At 54.5% G+C, this 18,353-nt stretch carries 10 protein-coding genes and 3 pseudogenes; 9 read left to right on the forward strand and 4 right to left on the reverse strand.

What is annotated here, in order from left to right; genetic code table 11:
* The first annotated feature begins 93 nt into the window (after positions 1–93).
* Positions 94–1,387 (forward strand): annotated as a pseudogene (gene serS, locus WLO32_RS07245) (serine--tRNA ligase).
* Positions 1,388–1,809: 422 nt separating this feature from the next.
* Positions 1,810–2,958, forward strand: a complete 1,149-nt coding sequence (locus WLO32_RS07250; RefSeq protein ID WP_435947747.1) for an MFS transporter — start codon at positions 1,810–1,812, stop codon at positions 2,956–2,958.
* Positions 2,959–2,993: 35 nt separating this feature from the next.
* Here WLO32_RS07250 and pflA read toward each other — a convergent pair whose 3' ends face one another.
* From pflA to ycaO, 4 genes and pseudogenes are all read right to left on the reverse strand, one after another.
* Positions 2,994–3,734 (reverse strand): pyruvate formate lyase 1-activating protein, encoded by a 741-nt coding sequence (gene pflA, locus WLO32_RS07255; protein WP_121267277.1) that lies wholly within the window; start codon positions 3,732–3,734, stop codon positions 2,994–2,996.
* A gap of 214 nt (positions 3,735–3,948) precedes the next feature.
* Complete coding sequence (gene pflB / locus WLO32_RS07260; RefSeq protein WP_435947748.1) at positions 3,949–6,231, reverse strand: formate C-acetyltransferase; 2,283 nt, start codon at positions 6,229–6,231, stop codon at positions 3,949–3,951.
* A 53-nt stretch (positions 6,232–6,284) separates the two neighbouring features.
* A pseudogene (gene focA / locus WLO32_RS07265) lies at positions 6,285–7,143 on the reverse strand (formate transporter FocA).
* A gap of 399 nt (positions 7,144–7,542) precedes the next feature.
* The gene (gene ycaO, locus WLO32_RS07270) at positions 7,543–9,306 is read right to left on the reverse strand and encodes a 30S ribosomal protein S12 methylthiotransferase accessory factor YcaO (protein WP_435947749.1); all 1,764 of its coding nucleotides are present in this window, start codon (positions 9,304–9,306) and stop codon (positions 7,543–7,545) included.
* A 137-nt stretch (positions 9,307–9,443) separates the two neighbouring features.
* Between ycaO and WLO32_RS07275 the strand changes: the two genes are divergently transcribed.
* The 7 genes and pseudogenes from WLO32_RS07275 (at position 9,444) to WLO32_RS07305 (ending at position 18,344) form a co-directional block, all read left to right on the forward strand.
* Complete coding sequence (locus tag WLO32_RS07275; RefSeq protein ID WP_435947750.1) at positions 9,444–10,136, forward strand: DUF421 domain-containing protein; 693 nt, start codon at positions 9,444–9,446, stop codon at positions 10,134–10,136.
* Between the two features lie 160 nt (positions 10,137–10,296).
* A complete protein-coding gene (gene serC / locus WLO32_RS07280; RefSeq protein ID WP_435947751.1) occupies positions 10,297–11,382 on the forward strand; it encodes a 3-phosphoserine/phosphohydroxythreonine transaminase in 1,086 nt (361 codons plus the stop codon).
* Between the two features lie 79 nt (positions 11,383–11,461).
* Positions 11,462–12,745, forward strand: a complete 1,284-nt coding sequence (gene aroA / locus WLO32_RS07285; protein WP_435948261.1) for a 3-phosphoshikimate 1-carboxyvinyltransferase — start codon at positions 11,462–11,464, stop codon at positions 12,743–12,745.
* A gap of 192 nt (positions 12,746–12,937) precedes the next feature.
* Entirely contained in the window at positions 12,938–13,618 is a 681-nt protein-coding gene (gene cmk, locus WLO32_RS07290; RefSeq protein WP_435947752.1) for a (d)CMP kinase, read from the forward strand.
* 191 nt (positions 13,619–13,809) lie between these two features.
* Positions 13,810–15,484, forward strand: a pseudogene (gene rpsA / locus WLO32_RS07295) (30S ribosomal protein S1).
* A gap of 90 nt (positions 15,485–15,574) precedes the next feature.
* Positions 15,575–15,862, forward strand: a complete 288-nt coding sequence (gene ihfB, locus WLO32_RS07300; RefSeq protein ID WP_121267284.1) for an integration host factor subunit beta — start codon at positions 15,575–15,577, stop codon at positions 15,860–15,862.
* 205 nt (positions 15,863–16,067) lie between these two features.
* Positions 16,068–18,344 (forward strand): ComEC family protein, encoded by a 2,277-nt coding sequence (locus WLO32_RS07305; protein WP_435947753.1) that lies wholly within the window; start codon positions 16,068–16,070, stop codon positions 18,342–18,344.
* Positions 18,345–18,353 lie beyond the last annotated feature (9 nt).

Raw genomic sequence — 18,353 nt, forward strand, 5'->3', positions numbered from 1 at the left:
TGCAGGCGTTGCGGTAAGGTTAGCAAAATTACCTGGGCGGTCGCAGGCTGTGGCCGCATCCCCTTCATTTAATTCGATAAGCACAGGATAAGCATGCTCGATCCCAATCTGCTGCGTACAGAGCCAGACGCAGTCGCTGAAAAACTGGCACGCCGTGGCTTTAAGCTGGATGTAGAAACGCTGCGCTCTTTGGAAGAGCGTCGTAAAGTGTTGCAGGTCAAAACTGAAAATCTGCAGGCTGAGCGTAACTCGCGATCGAAATCCATCGGCCAGGCGAAAGCACGTGGGGAAGATATTGAGCCATTGCGTCTGGAAGTGAACAAGCTGGGCGAAGATCTGGATGCGGCGAAGGTCGAACTGGATGCGCTGCTTGCTGAAATCCGCGACATCGCGCTGACCCTGCCGAACATTCCCGACGATTGCGTACCGCTCGGTAAAGACGACAGCGAAAACGTTGAAATCAGCCGCTGGGGCGAGCCGCGTAAATTCGATTTCGACGTGCGCGATCACGTTACCCTGGGCGAAATGGCTAAAGGCCTGGACTTTGCTGCTGCGGTAAAACTCACGGGTTCCCGTTTTGTGGTGATGCAGGGGCAAATAGCTCGCCTGCATCGCGCGCTGAGCCAGTTTATGCTGGATCTGCACACCGAGCAGCACGGCTACACGGAAAACTATGTCCCGTACCTGGTTAACCAGGACACGCTGTACGGCACGGGCCCAGCTGCCTAAGTTCGGCGGCGACCTTTTCCATACTCGCCCGCTGGAAGAAGAAGCAGACAGCAGCAACTACGCGCTGATCCCAACCGCAGAAGTGCCGCTGACCAACCTGGTGCGCGACGAGATTATCGACGAAGATGCTCTGCCGCTGAAGCTAACCGCACATACGCCGTGCTTCCGCTCCGAAGCGGGTTCCTACGGTCGCGACACGCGCGGTCTGATCCGTCAGCACCAGTTCGATAAAGTTGAAATGGTGCAGATCGTTCGTCCTGAAGACTCTATGGATGCGTTAGAAGAGCTGACCGCGCATGCGGAAAAAGTGCTGCAGCTGCTGAATCTGCCGTACCGCAAGGTGCTGTTGTGCAGCGGCGATATCGGCTTTGGTTCGGCTAAAACCTACGATCTTGAAGTCTGGCTGCCGGCGCAGAACACCTACCGTGAAATCTCATCTTGTTCAAACATGTGGGATTTCCAGGCTCGCCGCTTACAGGCCCGCTGCCGTAGCAAATCCGACAAGAAAACCCGCCTGGTGCACACCTTAAACGGCTCCGGCCTGGCGGTGGGGCGTACCCTAGTTGCGGTGCTGGAAAACTACCAGCAGGCCGACGGCCGCATCGAGGTACCGGCAGTGCTGCGTCCTTATATGAAAGGTCTGGAATACATCGGTTAAGCATTAACTTGCTGACTGATTCTCATTAAGCGCCTGCGGGCGCTTTTTTTATCGGCCTTAAGGGCTTAGAACAGCCGATCCTCCGCCTTATTTAACATCAGACAAGCATGCCTGCCCCCAAAGAAGTATCATTTCATCCCGAAAGCGAGTGTTTGTTCGCGAGTAATTAATAAATATTCGGATAAAAAAATATCATCCGAATGACCATGAAATTTTTCATCCATCCCGCTTCGATTCTCCCGGCCCGATCTTATCAAAAACAGAGAGATAGCATTTGTGCGCTACGCTTGACCCGTGCCGAAGATAAGTTTTTCAAATCGACAGGCCTCAACCGGCGCCAGGCCCCGTCAGCGCTGGATTGACAATCATTTTTCCGGTGGCATGATGCGCACAAATTTCTTCTCTTCCTCGCGGTTTTTTACATGTCCACCTATACCCGGCCAGTGATGCTTTTGCTCTGTGGCCTGATGCTGTTGACCCTGGCGTTAGCGGTGCTTAATACGCTCGTTCCCCTGTGGCTGGCCCATGAACATCTGCCGACCTGGCAGGTGGGGATGGTGGGTTCGTCCTATTTTACCGGCAACCTGCTGGGCACTATGGTAACGGGCTGGCTTATTAAGCGTCAGGGCTTTAATCGCAGCTATTATCTGGCGTCGCTGATTTTTGCCGCCGGCTGCGCGGGGCTGGGATTAATGGTGGGGTTCTGGAGCTGGATGATGTGGCGTTTTATCGCCGGCGTCGGCTGCGCGATGATCTGGGTGGTGGTTGAAAGCGCGCTGATGTGCAGCGGTACTTCGCGCAACCGTGGACGCCTGCTGGCGGCTTATATGATGGTTTATTACGTCGGCACCGTGCTTGGCCAGCTGATGGTCAGCAAATTGCCGACGGATCTGGCCAGCGTTCTGCCATGGGTGACCGCCATGGTGCTGGCGGCCATTCTGCCCTTGCTGTTCACCCGCATCGTAAATGACCGCAGCGAAAGCCAGCAGGCGACGCCGGTGTGGCCGATGCTGCGCCTGCGTCACGCGCGCCTTGGCGTCAACGGCTGCATTATCTCCGGCATCGTTTTGGGCTCTCTGTATGGCCTGATGCCGCTGTATCTCAATCACCAGGGCGTGAGCGATGCCGGGATTGGTTTCTGGATGGCGGTAATGGTGAGCGCAGGCATCGTCGGGCAGTGGCCGGTAGGGCGCCTTGCGGACCGCTTCGGCCGTTTACTGGTGCTGCGCGTTCAGGTATTCGTCGTGATCCTGGGCTGCCTTGCGATGTTAAGCAATGCGGCAATGGGGCCGGCCCTGTTTGTGCTGGGGGCCGCGGGTTTTACGCTCTATCCTGTGGCTATGGCCTGGGCGTGCGAAAAGGTGGAGCACCATCAGCTGGTGGCGATGAACCAGGCTTTGCTGCTCAGCTACACCGTCGGCAGCCTGCTGGGCCCTACGCTCACGGCGATGCTGATGCAGAACTATTCAGATAACCTTTTATTTATGATGATTGCAGGCGTGGCGTTTGTGTATCTGCTGATGCTGCTGCGCAAAGCGGGACATCATCCGACGCCGGTGGCGCACGCCTGATACAAAAAGGCCCTCGACAGGAGGGCCTTTTGCTTTTAGTACATCACCTTGTGACCGTACTGTTCGAGAATGCCTTTCACACGCTCCATGGTTTCCTTCTTCGGCGGGTGCACGCCGTCGAGCTTGTACTCTTCGCCCATCGCGACCCACTTATGTTTGCCCAGCTCGTGGTAGGGCAGCAGCTCGATTTTCTCGACGTTGCCCATATCGCGGGTGAATTCGCCAAGGCGGTGGGCGGAGTCGTCATCGTCTGACCAGCCCGGAACCACCACGTAGCGGATCCAGACCTTAATATTTTTATCCGCCAGGTAGCGGGCGAACTCCAGCGTACGATGGTTGGACACGCCCACCAGATTCTGGTGGATCTCATCGTTCATCTGTTTTAAATCGAGCATCACCAGATCGGTCACTTCCAGCAGCTCATCGATTACCGGATCGTAACGGCGAACAAAACCGTTGGTATCAAGGCAGGTATGAATGCCTTCTTTGTGGCAGGCGCGGAACCAGTCGCGTACAAACTCAGCCTGCAGAATGGCTTCCCCGCCGGATGCGGTTACGCCGCCGCCGGAGGCGTTCATAAAGTGACGGTAGGTCACCACTTCTTTCATCAGCTCTTCAACGGTTATCTCTTTGCCGCCGTGGGTATCCCAGGTATCGCGATTGTGGCAGTACAGGCAGCGCATCAGGCAGCCCTGGAAGAAGGTGATAAAACGAATACCGGGGCCATCCACGGTACCGCAGGATTCAAAGGAGTGAATTCGGCCAATTACTGACATTGCGGTGTTTTCTCCAGTATTGACCCATGACGACAAAACATGGGTCAGGTTGAGCGCGGTCTGTGTGCTGCATGCCGCGTCGAATCAATTTTGCGAGATAACTTAAACGTAGCAGTTATCTTGCAAAACCGGTTCAGGCCAGGCGGTGGGAGGATAAGAAAAGGCCCCACCAAAGTGGAGCCTTTATTCTACGCCTTTTCAGACAAACCCGGTATTACATGGTTTGCGTGAAGGTACGGGTGATAACGTCCTGCTGCTGTTCTTTAGTCAGGGAGTTAAAGCGTACGGCGTAACCGGATACGCGGATGGTCAACTGAGGATATTTCTCAGGGTGTTCCATCGCATCCAGCAGCATTTCGCGGTTCATCACGTTCACGTTCAGGTGCTGACCACCTTCAACGGACGCTTCGTGGTGGAAGTAGCCATCCATCAGGCCCGCGAGGTTGGTTTTACGCACTTCGTCGTCTTTACCCAGCGCGTTCGGCACGATAGAGAAGGTATAAGAGATACCATCTTTCGCGTAGGCAAACGGCAGTTTAGCCACGGAGGTCAGAGAGGCAACCGCACCTTTCTGGTCACGACCGTGCATTGGGTTAGCGCCTGGGCCGAACGGAGTACCCGCGCGACGGCCGTCCGGGGTGTTACCGGTTTTCTTACCATAAACCACGTTAGAGGTGATGGTCAGAACGGACTGGGTCGCGATAGCGCCACGGTAGGTGGTCAGTTTCTGAATTTTCTTCATGAAACGTTCTACCAGGTCAACGGCGATGTCATCTACGCGTGGATCGTTGTTACCGAACTGTGGATATTCACCTTCGATTTCGAAGTCTGTTGCCAGACCGTCTTCGTCACGAATAGGTTTAACCTTAGCGTATTTGATTGCGGACAGGGAGTCGGCCGCAACGGACAGACCTGCGATACCACAAGCCATGGTGCGAACAACGTCACGGTCGTGCAGGGCCATCAGGGACGCTTCGTAGCTGTACTTATCATGCATGTAGTGAATGATGTTCAGCGCGGTGACGTACTGTTTCGCCAGCCAGTCCATGAAGTGGTCCAGACGATCCAGTACGTTGTCGTAGTCCAGAACGTCAGCGGTGATTGGCGCTTCTTTAGGACCAACCTGCATTTTCAGTTTTTCATCAACGCCGCCGTTGATGGCATACAGCATGGTTTTCGCGAGGTTTGCGCGAGCGCCGAAGAACTGCATTTGCTTACCGACGACCATTGGGCTTACGCAGCAGGCGATAGCGTAGTCATCGTTGTTAAAGTCAGGACGCATCAGATCGTCATTCTCATACTGCAGAGAAGAGGTATCGATGGAGACTTTAGCCGCGTATTTTTTGAAGTTCAGCGGCAGTTTTTCAGACCACAGAATGGTGATGTTCGGCTCCGGAGACGGCCCCATAGTGTACAGGGTGTTCAGGAAGCGGAAGCTGGATTTGGTCACCAGGGTACGGCCGTCAACGCCCATACCGCCGATGGATTCAGTCGCCCAGATTGGGTCGCCGGAGAACAGCTCATCGTATTCTGGGGTACGCAGGAAGCGGACCATACGCAGTTTCATGACCAGGTGGTCAATCATTTCCTGAGCGTCAAGCTCGGTGATTTTGCCGGCTTTCAGGTCACGTTCGATGTAGGCATCCAGGAAGGTGGATACGCGGCCGAAGGACATGGCGGCGCCGTTCTGGGATTTAACCGCGGCCAGGTAGCCGAAGTAGGTCCACTGAATAGCTTCCTGAGCGTTGGTCGCAGGACCTGAGATATCGCAGCCGTATTTAGCCGCCATTTCTTTGATCTGACCCAGCGCGCGGTGCTGTTCGGAGATCTCTTCGCGCAGACGGATAGTCGCTTCCAGATCTTCGCCGTTTTCAAGCTTGGACTGCAGGGAGTTGAACTGTGCGAACTTGTCTTTCATCAGGTAGTCGATACCGTACAGCGCAACGCGACGGTAGTCACCGATGATACGGCCGCGGCCATAGGCATCCGGCAGACCGGTGATAACGCCAGATTTACGGCAGTTCAGGATGTCTTTGGTGTAAACGTCAAACACGCCCTGGTTGTGGGTCTTACGGTATTCGGTGAAGATCTTCTTCAGCATCGGGTCGAGTTCACGACCGTATACTTTGCAGGAACCTTCAACCATTTTGATGCCGCCGAACGGAATAATGGCACGTTTCAGAGGAGCATCGGTCTGCAGGCCCACGATGGTTTCGAGGGACTTGTTGATGTACCCGGCATCATGGGAAGTGATGGTGGAAGCGAGGTCGGTATCGAAGTCAACAGGCGCGTGGGTGCGGTTTTCCTGTTTAACACCTTCCATAACGGTATCCCACAGCTTGGTAGTTGCGTCAGTCGCACCTGCCAGGAAGGACTCGTCGCCCTCGTAAGGGGTGTAGTTTTTCTGAATGAAGTCACGTACGTTAACTTCATTCTGCCAGTCGCCTTTGGCAAAACCTTCCCAGGCTGTGGCTAACTTTTCATTAAGCTCGGACATTTAACACCTACCTTCTAATGTGGATTTCTTATTCCCTGCGTGATGAACAGCACTTAGTGCTTGTCGCCACCGCGCAGATAAATTACCCAGTATGTCAACCCGACCAGTAAACCGCCGCCGATGATGTTCCCGATGGTTACCGGGATAAGGTTATCGGTGATGAAGTTCAGCACGGTCAGATGAGAGAAACTATCCGGAGAGGAGCTAACTGCGGTCCAGAATTCCGGGGTTGCGAAATGACGTACCACGATACCCATAGGGATCATAAACATGTTCGCGATACTGTGCTCGAAGCCGCAGGCCACAAACATGGCGACCGGGAGGATCATAGCAAACATCTTGTCCATCAGGCTGCGGCCGGAGTAGCTCATCCACACGGCCAGACAGACCATTAGGTTTGCCAGGATACCGAGGCACACGGCTTCGATGAATGTGTGATGCATTTTGTGGTCAGCGGTCTGCAGCACGTTCAGGCCCCAGGCGCCGTTAGCCGTCATATACATGCCTGAGAGCCAAATCAGCAGCACAAAGAGAAGCGCGCCGATCAGGTTACCAACATAGACGTTAATCCAGTTGCGCGCTAACTGTCCCCAGGTGATGCGACCGCTCGCTTTCGCGACCACAATCAGCACCGTAGAGGTGAACAGGTCGGCCCCCGCAGACTACGCAAAGTATCAAACCTAAAGAGAAGCAGGTTCCGCCAATCAGCTTCGCGATACCAAACGGAATGGTGGCGGTACCGGTCGTGGCGGTAATGTAAAAGACAAAGGCAATCGAGATAAACATGCCCGCGGTGATCGCTAAATAAAACGTCGTTAGCGGATGTTTCGTTGCTTTATAGACACCAGCATCTTCGGCAACTTTTGCCATAGCTTGTGGAAGTAATAGATCAAAAGGGTTGTCAGCTTTCACACTAACTCTCTCTTATTTATTCGGCGAGGAGATACTAACAAAGCATTATAGAGTAAAAATTGATGTGGATCATATCTCGCCAAGCTTATAGACCTGAAAAAAGTAGGTGAACACCTTTTTTTCAGCGTAACGTATTGATTATCCCAATAAAAATAAATTTTAAATATTATACAGTAATTTGAATCTCGCTGGCCGCTCTCCTTTTCAAAGTTAATTAAAACGGAGTAATTCAAAATAATGGCAACATTATTTGCATTTTACTCTTTAAATATTTCACCCGTATTTAACCGACTGGCTACATAACAAGTTAATTTGATTACAATAAAAAAAAGGGGCAATAAAATTGCCCCTTAATATAGCTCAAGCCGCGCTATTTGCGCATCTACCAGAGTATGTCAGTTAGTTAACTTCCCAGAAGCGGGCTTTCGCGCGTTGTAATTTTTCGTAAGCGCGCAACAAGGCCTGGTGCGCCGGGAAAGCTTTAAGATCGTCGTCGACGGCCTGCAGGCCATAGAAGGCTGCCTCGCCGCTGAGCGCGGCGCTTGCCGCCTCTACGGTTTCTGCGCCATACATACGGACAAAGGCGTTCAGATACTGCAGCGGCTCGCGCTCTTCTTCCATCGCCAGCAGCAGTAAGGTTTGCAGGCAGCGGTAGTAGTTGGCGCGTTCAGGGCTGAAGATCGAGGCGTTGAACTCCATGGTCCATTCTGTCCAGATCAGCGCCTGCTCGGTATCGCCGCCGGCCAGCGCCAGCATAGCTTTCAGCTCGCCGATGCGCAGCGTATACCAGCCGTTGTCTTTACCGGTCGCAAGGCCAAGCAGCTCGCGCACGCGGGTAAAATCATCGTGGCCTTCTTCATCCAGCTGAGAAATCAGATCCAGGTAATCCTGCTTTTCCCACTCGCTGCCCGGCAGAGCAAGAATGGTTTCGCGCAGGTGATAGCCCATATTGTTGTTGGCCAACAGCAGGTCTTCCGCCGGATAAATATCGGACATGCCCGGCACGATAATGCGGCAGGCATAAACGTCCAGATGCTGGTAGTCCGCGATATAGACCTCCTGGTCTTCCGCATGGAAGATGGCCATCAGCGTGGCGAACTCTTCTTCCGTGGTGCCCGCGAAGCTCCAGTCCACGAACGGATAGTCCGCATCCTGTTTGAACATGTCCCAGGAAATCAGGCCGCTTGAGTCAATGAAGTGGGTTTCGAGGTTGGCGTGCTCCGCCACTTCTTCATCATCAAAGGTAGGCGGGGTAAAGACGTCGAGATCTTTCAGACCGCGGCCCTGCAGCAGCTCGGTCACCGTACGTTCCAGCGCCACGCCGAAGTCAGGATGCGCGCCGAAGGAGGCAAAGCAGGTGCCGTTGGCCGGGTTAAACAGCACAACGCAGATAACCGGGTATTTGCCGCCCAAAGAGCCGTCGTAGGCAAAGATCGGGAAGCCTTCCGCTTCGAGAGTCTTAATAGACTCCACCACGCCAGGATAGCGCGCCAGCACTTCCTGCGGGATCTCCGGCAGGCTGATGGACTCGGCGATAATGCGGTTTTTGATATGGCGCTCAAAAACTTCAGACAGGCCCTGTACGCGCGCTTCGTTAGCGGTGTTACCAGCCGACATGCCGTTGGAGACATACAGGTTGCCGATAATGTTCATCGGAATATAGACGGTTTGCAGATCGGACTGACGGGTAAACGGCAGGGCGCAGATGCCGCGCTCTTCGTTGCCCGACTGCAGGTCGATCAGCATGCCGGCGGTCAGCTCGTTTTCCGGATCGTAAAAGGCGCGCAGGCGATCGTCGAGAATGCCCGCCGGCAGCTGTTCATCTTCCGGGATCGGGAACCACTTCTCATTCGGGTAATGCACAAACGGGCCGTTAGCGATGGTTTTACCCAGCCAGAAATCCGCGAAGAAATAGTTGGTGGACAGACGTTCAAAATATTCGCCAAGCGCCGAGGCCAGCGCGGCTTTTTTGGTGGCGCCTTTGCCGTTGGTAAAGCACAGCGCGCTGTCTTTATCACGAATGTGGACCGACCAAACGTTAGGGACCGGATTAAGCCAGGAAGCTTCTTCAATGTTAAAGCCGAGGTCGGTGAGCTGCTGCTGGAAGCGGGCGATGGAATCTTCCAGGGCGGCGTCTTTGCCGGGGATAAAGGTTTGAGTCATGAGTGTTCACTTAAGTAGTACGCAAAGCGCGCAATGATACGGGTTTTAGCAGGCTGACGCTATCGCCAGCGCTGATAGGCGGAACTAGCATAACAGGCTATGATTAGAGCCAGTAACTAACTGTTATGGCGAGATAAATGAAGACCTTTGATCTACAACGTATGGCGTTTAACGACGTCCCCCCTGACTTTTTATTAGAAGTCGCCGTTCGCAGCCTCTATACCTTTATCCTGGTTTTCCTGTTTTTGAAAATTACCGGGCGCCGCGGCGTGCGCCAGATGTCGCTTTTTGAAGTGCTCATTATTTTGACCTTAGGCTCGGCCGCGGGCGACGTGGCTTTTTACCATGACGTGCCGATGCTGCCCGTATTCGTGGTGTTTATCACCCTCGCATGCCTGTATCGGCTGGTGATGTGGCTGATGAACCACAGCGAGAAGCTGGAAAGGCTGTTTGAAGGCAAGGCCAAGGTCATTATTGAAGACGGAGAGTTCGCCTGGGAGAAAATGCAGGCCCAGAACATGACCGAGTTCGAGTTTTTCATGGAGCTGCGGCTGCACAGCGTTGAGCACCTCGGGCAGGTGCGGCTGGCCATTCTGGAGACCAACGGCCAGATAAGCGTCTATTTTTATCCCGATCATCTCGTCAGGCCGGGGTTATCTATTCTTCCTGAGCCCTGTAATGAGCGCTTTATAAAAATGCCCGAGGACGGCGACTACGCCTGCATTCGCTGCAGCGAGGTGATGAAATTTAACGCCGGCGACGCATTGGCCTGTCCGCGCTGCAAAAATCGTTTCTGGGTGAAAGCCTGTACCGCAAAGCGGGTGACGTGACGGAAATAAATAGGGTGTTTTACAGGCCGGCTGGTGGATTGTTTTGTGTGATTTTGCGCACATTCCTCCGCCATGCCGGATTAACCATTGCAGCCCCCGCAAGTGAATGATAAAACCGATAACGTGATAAAACTTATTGCTCTAAGCGTGGTGAGGGGAAATGACTCAGGTATACAATTTTAGTTCCGGCCCGGCGATGCTGCCGGCTGACGTGCTTCGTCGCGCACAGCTTGAACTGTGCAACTGGAACGGGCTAGGCACCTCCGTGATGGAGATAAGCCATCGTAGTAAAGAGTTTATTCAGGTGGCCGTCGAGGCCGAACAAGATTTTCGCGATCTGCTGCAAATCCCCTCGAACTACAAAGTATTGTTCTGCCATGGCGGCGGCCGTGGCCAGTTCGCCGGTATCCCTTTAAACCTGCTGGGCGATAAAAAAACCGCGGATTACGTCGACGGCGGCTACTGGGCCAACAGCGCGGTAAAAGAAGCCTGGAAATACCTTACGCCAAACGTGTTTGACGCCAAAGTAACCGTAGACGGCCTGCGCGCCATTAAGCCGATGAGCGAGTGGCAGGTTTCCGATGACAGCGCTTATCTGCACTATTGCCCGAATGAAACCATCGACGGCATCGCTATCCATGAAACGCCTGATTTCGGCGATACGGTCGTCACCGCCGATTTCTCTTCGACTATTCTGTCGCAGCCGCTGGACGTCAGCCGCTTCGGCGTGATTTACGCAGGCGCCCAGAAAAATATCGGCCCGGCGGGCCTGACGCTGGTTATCGTGCGTGAAGACCTGCTTGGCAAAGCGCATAAATCCTGCCCTTCGATTATCGATTACACCGTGCTTAACGATAACGATTCCATGTTCAACACGCCGCCGACCTTCGCCTGGTATCTTTCCGGGCTGGTGTTTAAGTGGCTGAAAGAGCAAGGCGGCGTGGCCGCGATGGACAAAATCAACCAGGTGAAGGCACAACTGCTCTACGGCGTGATTGATAACAGCGACTTCTACCGTAACGACGTTGCCCCGGCTAACCGCTCCCGCATGAACATTCCGTTCCAGCTGGCCGACAGCAGCCTGGATAAGCTTTTCCTTGAAGAGTCCTTCGCCGCCGGTCTGCATGCCCTGAAAGGCCACCGTGTGGTGGGGGGAATGCGCGCATCTATTTATAACGCCATGCCGCTCGAAGGCGTTAAAGCGCTCACCGACTTTATGGTTAGCTTCGAACGCCGCCACGGTTAATCCGTCGCGCGCTGTCATTCTCCCCGCGGGCAGGCTCGCGGGGTTTCTTTTCTGTTAGATTTGAGAGTACCTCCCCATGCTGGAATCCCTGACGTTACAACCCATCGCGCTCGTTGACGGCACCGTTAATCTTCCCGGTTCAAAAAGCGTCTCTAACCGCGCTCTGCTGCTTGCCGCGCTGGCAAAAGGCAAGACCGAACTGACCAACCTGCTCGATAGCGATGATGTTCGTCACATGCTTACGGCGCTGAAAGCTCTGGGCGTCGGCTATACGCTTTCAGAAGATCGTACTCGTTGCGAAGTGACCGGCGTGGGCGGCCCGCTTGCGGCAAACGGCGAGCTGGAGCTTTTCCTCGGTAATGCGGGCACGGCAATGCGTCCGCTGGCGGCGGCCCTGTGCCTTGGCGGCAACAATATCGTCCTGACGGGCGAACCGCGCATGAAAGAGCGTCCTATCGGCCATCTGGTTGATGCCCTGCGTCAGGGCGGCGCACAAATTGATTATCTGGAGCAGGAAAACTATCCGCCGCTGCGCTTACGCGGCGGTTTCACCGGCGGTAAGGTGGCGGTAGACGGCAGCGTTTCAAGCCAGTTCCTGACCGCGCTTCTGATGACGGCGCCGCTGGCGGCGAACGACACGGAAATCACCATCAAAGGCGAACTAGTGTCTAAGCCCTATATCGACATCACCCTGCATCTGATGAAAACCTTCGGCGTTGATGTCGAAAACCGCGGCTACCGCAGCTTTGTGATTCGCGGCGGCCAGCAGTATCAGTCCCCAGGCGCATATCTGGTCGAAGGCGACGCATCTTCCGCATCTTACTTCCTTGCTGCGGGCGCCATTAAAGGCGGCACGGTAAAAGTGACCGGCATCGGGCGCAACAGCGTGCAGGGCGATATTCGTTTTGCTGACGTGCTGGAAAAGATGGGCGCGAAAATCACCTGGGGCGATGATTTCATCTCCTGTGAGCGCGGCGAACTTAACGCTATCGATATGGATATGAACCATATTCCCGATGCGGCGATGACCATCGCCACGGCCGCGCTTTTCGCCAAAGGCACAACCACGCTGCGCAATATTTATAACTGGCGGGTAAAAGAGACGGATCGTCTGTCAGCGATGGCCACCGAGTTACGTAAAGTCGGCGCCGAAGTGGAAGAGGGCGAGGATTACATTACCGTCACGCCGCCTGCGAAGCTGCAGCTTGCAGAAATCGGTACCTATAACGATCACCGCATGGCGATGTGTTTTTCTCTTGTCGCGCTGTCCGATACGCCGGTCACCATTCTTGATCCTAAATGCACGGCGAAAACCTTCCCGGACTATTTCGACCGGCTTGCACGCATCAGCACGCTGGCTTAATTCTCCTCTAACCGCATCATTTGATGCGGTTTTCTTATCTGCCTACGTTTCCTTACAGCGAAGTTGCGCAATTCTTCTACACTCAGCGTGATTCCCCATGATATTTAGCAGGAAAGATAACGGTCCGGCTGGTTGGGGCGTATAATACGCGGCGTTCATTCAGGCCCGCGACCCCGCGAGAAGGAGAAAAAGATGACGGCATCCGCCCCGGTAATAACAATTGATGGACCAAGCGGTGCAGGCAAAGGCACGCTGTGTAAGGCGATGGCGGAAGCCTTGCGGTGGCATCTGCTGGACTCCGGCGCCATCTATCGCGTGCTGGCTCTGGCCGCTTTGCACCATCAGGTAGACGTTGCCTCCGAGGAGGCGCTGGTTCCTTTAGCGGCTCACCTTGATGTGCGCTTTGTTGCCGCCAACGGCGACCTGGAAGTCATTCTGGAAGGCGAGGACGTAAGCGGCGAAATTCGTACGCAGGAGGTCGCTAATGCCGCCTCACAGATAGCCGCGTTTCCTCGCGTGCGCGAAGCTTTGCTGCGCCGCCAGCGCGCGTTCCGTGAAGCGCCCGGCCTTATCGCCGACGGCCGCGATATGGGCACGGTGGTTTTCCCCGACGCGCCGGTAAAAATATTCCTCGATGCTTCATCTGAAGAGCGGGCGCACAGGCGCATGCTACAGTTGCAGGAAAAGGGCTTTAGTGTTAACTTTGAACGCCTTTTGGCCGAAATAAAAGAGCGCGACGATCGCGATCGTAATCGGCCCGTAGCGCCGTTAGTGCCCGCTGCAGATGCTTTGGTGCTGGATTCAACCAGCATGTCTATAGACGAAGTCATCGAGCGCGCCCTGGCCTATGCGCGGGAAGTGCTGGCAGCGTAAGCCGCCCCGCGATAAGAATTTTGTCAATATTGTCATGACATTGCCATGGCGATATCCCTACAGATCGGGTAAAATTTGCCCCCTGTAATCTAACCCTGTCGGCAAGGAGCCAATGGCGGGGTATGTTAAACAACCCCATTCGGCGGGACGCTAAATGGACGTTAAACTAAAGAACCTTGAAGATTAACAACATGACTGAATCTTTCGCTCAACTTTTTGAAGAATCCCTGAAAACAATCGAAACCCGTCCGGGTTCCATCGTTCGTGGCGTTGTTGTTGCTATCGACAAAGACGTAGTACTGGTTGACGCCGGTCTGAAATCTGAGTCTGCCATTCCGGCTGAGCAATTCAAAAACGCTGCTGGCGAACTGGAAATCCAGGTTGGCGACGAAGTTGACGTTGCTCTGGACGCAGTTGAAGATGGCTTCGGCGAAACCCTGCTGTCCCGTGAAAAAGCTAAGCGTCACGAAGCCTGGATCACGCTGGAAAAAGCTTACGAAGAAGCTGAGACTGTGGTCGGTGTTATCAACGGCAAAGTTAAAGGTGGCTTCACTGTTGAGCTGAACGGTATTCGCGCGTTCCTGCCAGGTTCCCTGGTCGACGTTCGTCCGGTTCGCGACACTCTGCACCTCGAAGGCAAAGAGCTTGAGTTCAAAGTAATCAAGCTTGACCAGAAACGTAACAACGTTGTTGTTTCACGCCGTGCTGTTATCGAATCTGAAAACAGCGCAGAACGCGATCAGCTGCTGGAAAACCTGCAGGAAGGCATGGAAGTTAAAGGTATCGTTAAGAACCTCACTGACTACGGTGCATTCGTTGATCTGGGCGGCGTTGACGGGCCTGCTGCACATCACTGACATGGCATGGAAACGCGTTAAGCATCCAAGCGAAATCGTGAACGTTGGCGACGAAATCACTGTTAAAGTGCTGAAGTTCGACCGCGAGCGTACCCGTGTTTCCCTGGGCCTGAAACAGCTGGGCGAAGATCCATGGGTAGCTATCGCTAAGCGTTACCCGGAAGGGACTCGTCTGACTGGCCGCGTGACCAACCTGACCGACTACGGCTGCTTCGTTGAAATCGAAGAAGGCGTTGAAGGCCTGGTGCACGTTTCCGAAATGGACTGGACCAACAAAAACATCCACCCATCCAAAGTTGTTAACGTTGGTGACGTAGTGGAAGTGATGGTTCTGGATATCGACGAAGAACGTCGTCGTATCTCCCTGGGCCTGAAACAGTGCAAAAACAACCCATGGCAGCAGTTCGCTGAGACCCACAACAAAGGCGACCGCGTTGAAGGTAAAATCAAGTCTATCACTGACTTCGGTATCTTCATCGGCCTGGACGGCGGCATCGACGGCCTGGTTCACCTGTCTGACATCTCCTGGAACGTTGCAGGCGAAGAAGCAGTGCGTGAATACAAAAAAGGCGACGAAATCGCAGCTGTGGTTCTGCAGGTTGACGCAGAGCGCGAGCGTATCTCCCTGGGTGTTAAACAACTCGCAGAAGATCCGTTCAACAACTACGTTGCGCTGAACAAGAAAGGTACTATCGTTACTGGTAAAGTAACGGCAGTTGACGCGAAAGGTGCTACAGTTGAATTAGCAGACGGCGTAGAAGGCTACCTGCGTGCTTCTGAAGCTTCCCGTGACCGCGTTGAAGATGCAACTCTGGTTCTGAACGTTGGCGACGATGTTGAAGCTAAATTCACCGGCGTCGATCGTAAAAACCGTGTTGTAAGCCTGTCTGTTCGTGCTAAAGACGAAGCTGACGAGAAAGATGCAATTGCGACTGTTAACAACAAACAGGAAGAAGGCAACTTCTCTAACGCAATGGCTGAAGCATTCAAAGCAGCTAAAGGCGAGTAATCGTCCGAGCGCTAAATCAGGGCGGCTACGGCCGCCCTTGTTCGATTGATAGCTGTAAGCTAATTTTCCTGAAAGGAAACCGGAGGAAACATGACCAAGTCAGAATTAATAGAAAGACTTGCAACCCAGCAATCTCATATTCCCGCTAAGGCTGTGGAAGACGCCGTAAAAGAGATGCTGGAGCATATGGCCTCTACGCTTGCCCTTGGCGAGCGCATTGAAATCCGGGGTTTCGGCAGCTTCTCATTACACTATCGCGCTCCTCGCACCGGACGTAACCCTAAAACCGGCGATAAAGTGGATCTGGAAGGTAAATACGTTCCGCACTTTAAACCGGGCAAAGAGCTACGTGACCGCGCCAATATTTACGGCAATTAAGTCTTCGGATTTAACCGTTAAAAACGGCACCTGCGGGTGCCGTTTTTTTTATGCCTGCGGCCCAGGCGTTTCGGCTTTGCTCGCATATATCCTGAAAAATTAACTTCCTTCCTGAAAAGCTTCGGAACCCCTCCCGCAGATTTATCTAACGCCAGCTGACGCTGAATCTCTGATGCCCCACACTGCCCCGAACAAGGAGGCTGCTGTGGTTTCTCTACCAGGGTTGTGCCTTAGCGCCGTAGCCGGCATGTTACCGCTGCTATGGCTGGCAAAAATTCCCGAACTCTCGACCATTGTATTACTGCTGGCGGCTGCGCTATGCCTTGCGGTTTTCAGATTGCGGGCGCTGCGTTATCCGGCGATCGCTGTAATCTGCTGCTGCTGGGGTTTGTTGTCGGCCAAAGAAAGCCTGATGCCCTTTGAACGCTGGATACAAAAACCAGTCACGGCCCGGGTTGTTATCACCGGTACCGACGGCGCGCAGAATCATGAGCTACAGCTTGTGCGGAAAGATAAACACTATCTCTTTCCGCCGCCGGGCGTGGTGCTCAGAGGCGTTTATCTGCCCGAGCCCGCCTGCGCGGGCCAAAAATGGCTGATGACGCTGCGTTTGCGGCCGGTCCACGGGCAGCTAAACGAGGGGGGATTTGATAGCCAGCGCTACGCGCTGGCACAGCATTTGCCGCTGCGCGGACGGCTGGTTAAAGCGCAGCGGCTGAGTGAAGGATGCTCGCTGCGCGCCCGATGGATAAATGCGGTCAGTGACGCAACCTCATCATTAACCTGGCAGGGGATCATTCTTGCCCTGGGATTTGGCGAGCGCACGGTAATGAGCGCAGAAGTAAAAAATATTCTGCGCCATACCGGTACCGCACATCTGATGGCGATATCCGGGCTGCACATTTCGCTGGCCGCGGGAGTAGGCTGGCTGTTTGCCCGAGCCCTGCAATTTTTTCTTCCCGCGCACCTTATTCATTTTCGAATGCCGCTGCTCGCGAGCCTGTTTACCGCCGGGGTTTGCACCTGGCTTGCGGGCAGCAATCCACCGGCGGTAAGAACTTTTATCGGGCTGACTATCTGGCTGTCGCTGCGCCTGAGCGGCCGACAGTGGTCAGGCTGGGATGTATGGATCTGCTGTATGGCCGGGATCCTGCTTTACGATCCCTTAACGGTATTGTCCGACAGCTTCTGGCTTTCCGTACTCGCCGTGGCCGGAATCATTTTCTGGTATCAGTGGATGCCGCTGCCGCGTCGGGTCGCGCGCTGGCGATGGTTTTACCGCCATCTGGCGAGCCTGGTCTATTTACAGGCCGGCATCACGTTGCTTTTACTGCCGCTGCAGGTTTTTATATTCCACGGGCTTAGCGTAAACGCCCTGCCGGCAAATCTGTTAGCCGTGCCCTTTGTCTCCTTTGTCATCACGCCGCTGCTGCTGCTGGGCCTGATAGTGACGAGCGTTCCCTGGCTGGGAGTAAACCTGTGGCGGCTGGTCGACCTGCTGATTGAACAGCTGTTTATTTTCCTTAAGCATCTTCCCGGCGGCTGGCAGGAGCTGGACGAACGTTTCCAGGCGGCCAGTTTTCTCGGCTGGGCAGTCGTGGGCGTTTACCGCCTGTCTTTGTGGCGAAGCCTTCCGGCGGCAACCGGCGTGCTGGCGACGGTGCTGATAGCTTTTAGCTCCCGTTTGCCTGAGAAAAAAGACGGCCGGGCGTGGGAGATTACCATGCTGGATACCGGACACGGGCTGGCGGTGGCCATCGTCCGCCATGGGAAAGCGCTTTTATACGACACGGGAAATGCCTGGCCCGGCGGGGACGCGGCGCTGCAGGTCATCATCCCCTGGCTGCGCTGGCATAATCTCACCCCCGAAGCCGCGATTATTAGCCACGAACATCTCGATCATCGTGGCGGGCTTATCAGCCTGCAGCAGGCCTGGCCGCAAATGACGGTGCGCAGCCCGCTTCGCTGGGAAAAGCATCTTCCCTGTTTTCAGGGGCAGAAGTGGCAATGGCAGGGCCTGGATTTTACCGTCCACTGGCCGCCCGCTGAGCGGCGATCGCAGGGTAATAACGGCTCCTGCGTGGTGATGGTCAGCGATGGCCGTTTCCGGCTACTGTTAACCGGTGATGTGGAAGCACCGGCAGAACTGTCTATGCTCAGGAGGCAGTGGGGCGCTTTACGGGCTGATATTGTTCAGGTGCCCCACCACGGCAGCCGCACCTCATCCAGCGCGCCGCTCCTGCGGGCCGTTTCAGGGAAGGCGGCGCTGGCTTCGGTTTCCCGTTACAACGCCTGGCGCCTGCCCTCTGCAAAGGTCGTTGAGCGTTACCAAAAACAGGGCTACGCCTGGTATGACACCGCCCATTCCGGCCAAATTACTATTCGCGTAAACAGTGATAAATGGCAAATCAATGGCTTCAGAGAACAAATAATGCCCCGTTGGTACCATCAGTGGTTTGGCGTAGCCAAGGATAATGGGTAGAATATGCGG

The sequence above is a fragment of the Dryocola mayonis genome (assembly GCF_051307045.1).
In the GTDB taxonomy this organism is placed as follows: Bacteria; Pseudomonadota; Gammaproteobacteria; order Enterobacterales; family Enterobacteriaceae; genus Dryocola.

Coding starts and splice junctions, on each gene's coding strand:
- WLO32_RS07250 (WP_435947747.1), top strand. CDS start 1,810: ATGTCCACCTATACCCGGCCAGTGATGCTTTTGCTCTGTGGCCTGATG.
- pflA (WP_121267277.1), bottom strand. CDS start 3,734: ATGTCAGTAATTGGCCGAATTCACTCCTTTGAATCCTGCGGTACCGTG.
- pflB (WP_435947748.1), bottom strand. CDS start 6,231: ATGTCCGAGCTTAATGAAAAGTTAGCCACAGCCTGGGAAGGTTTTGCC.
- ycaO (WP_435947749.1), bottom strand. CDS start 9,306: ATGACTCAAACCTTTATCCCCGGCAAAGACGCCGCCCTGGAAGATTCC.
- WLO32_RS07275 (WP_435947750.1), top strand. CDS start 9,444: ATGAAGACCTTTGATCTACAACGTATGGCGTTTAACGACGTCCCCCCT.
- serC (WP_435947751.1), top strand. CDS start 10,297: ATGACTCAGGTATACAATTTTAGTTCCGGCCCGGCGATGCTGCCGGCT.
- cmk (WP_435947752.1), top strand. CDS start 12,938: ATGACGGCATCCGCCCCGGTAATAACAATTGATGGACCAAGCGGTGCA.
- ihfB (WP_121267284.1), top strand. CDS start 15,575: ATGACCAAGTCAGAATTAATAGAAAGACTTGCAACCCAGCAATCTCAT.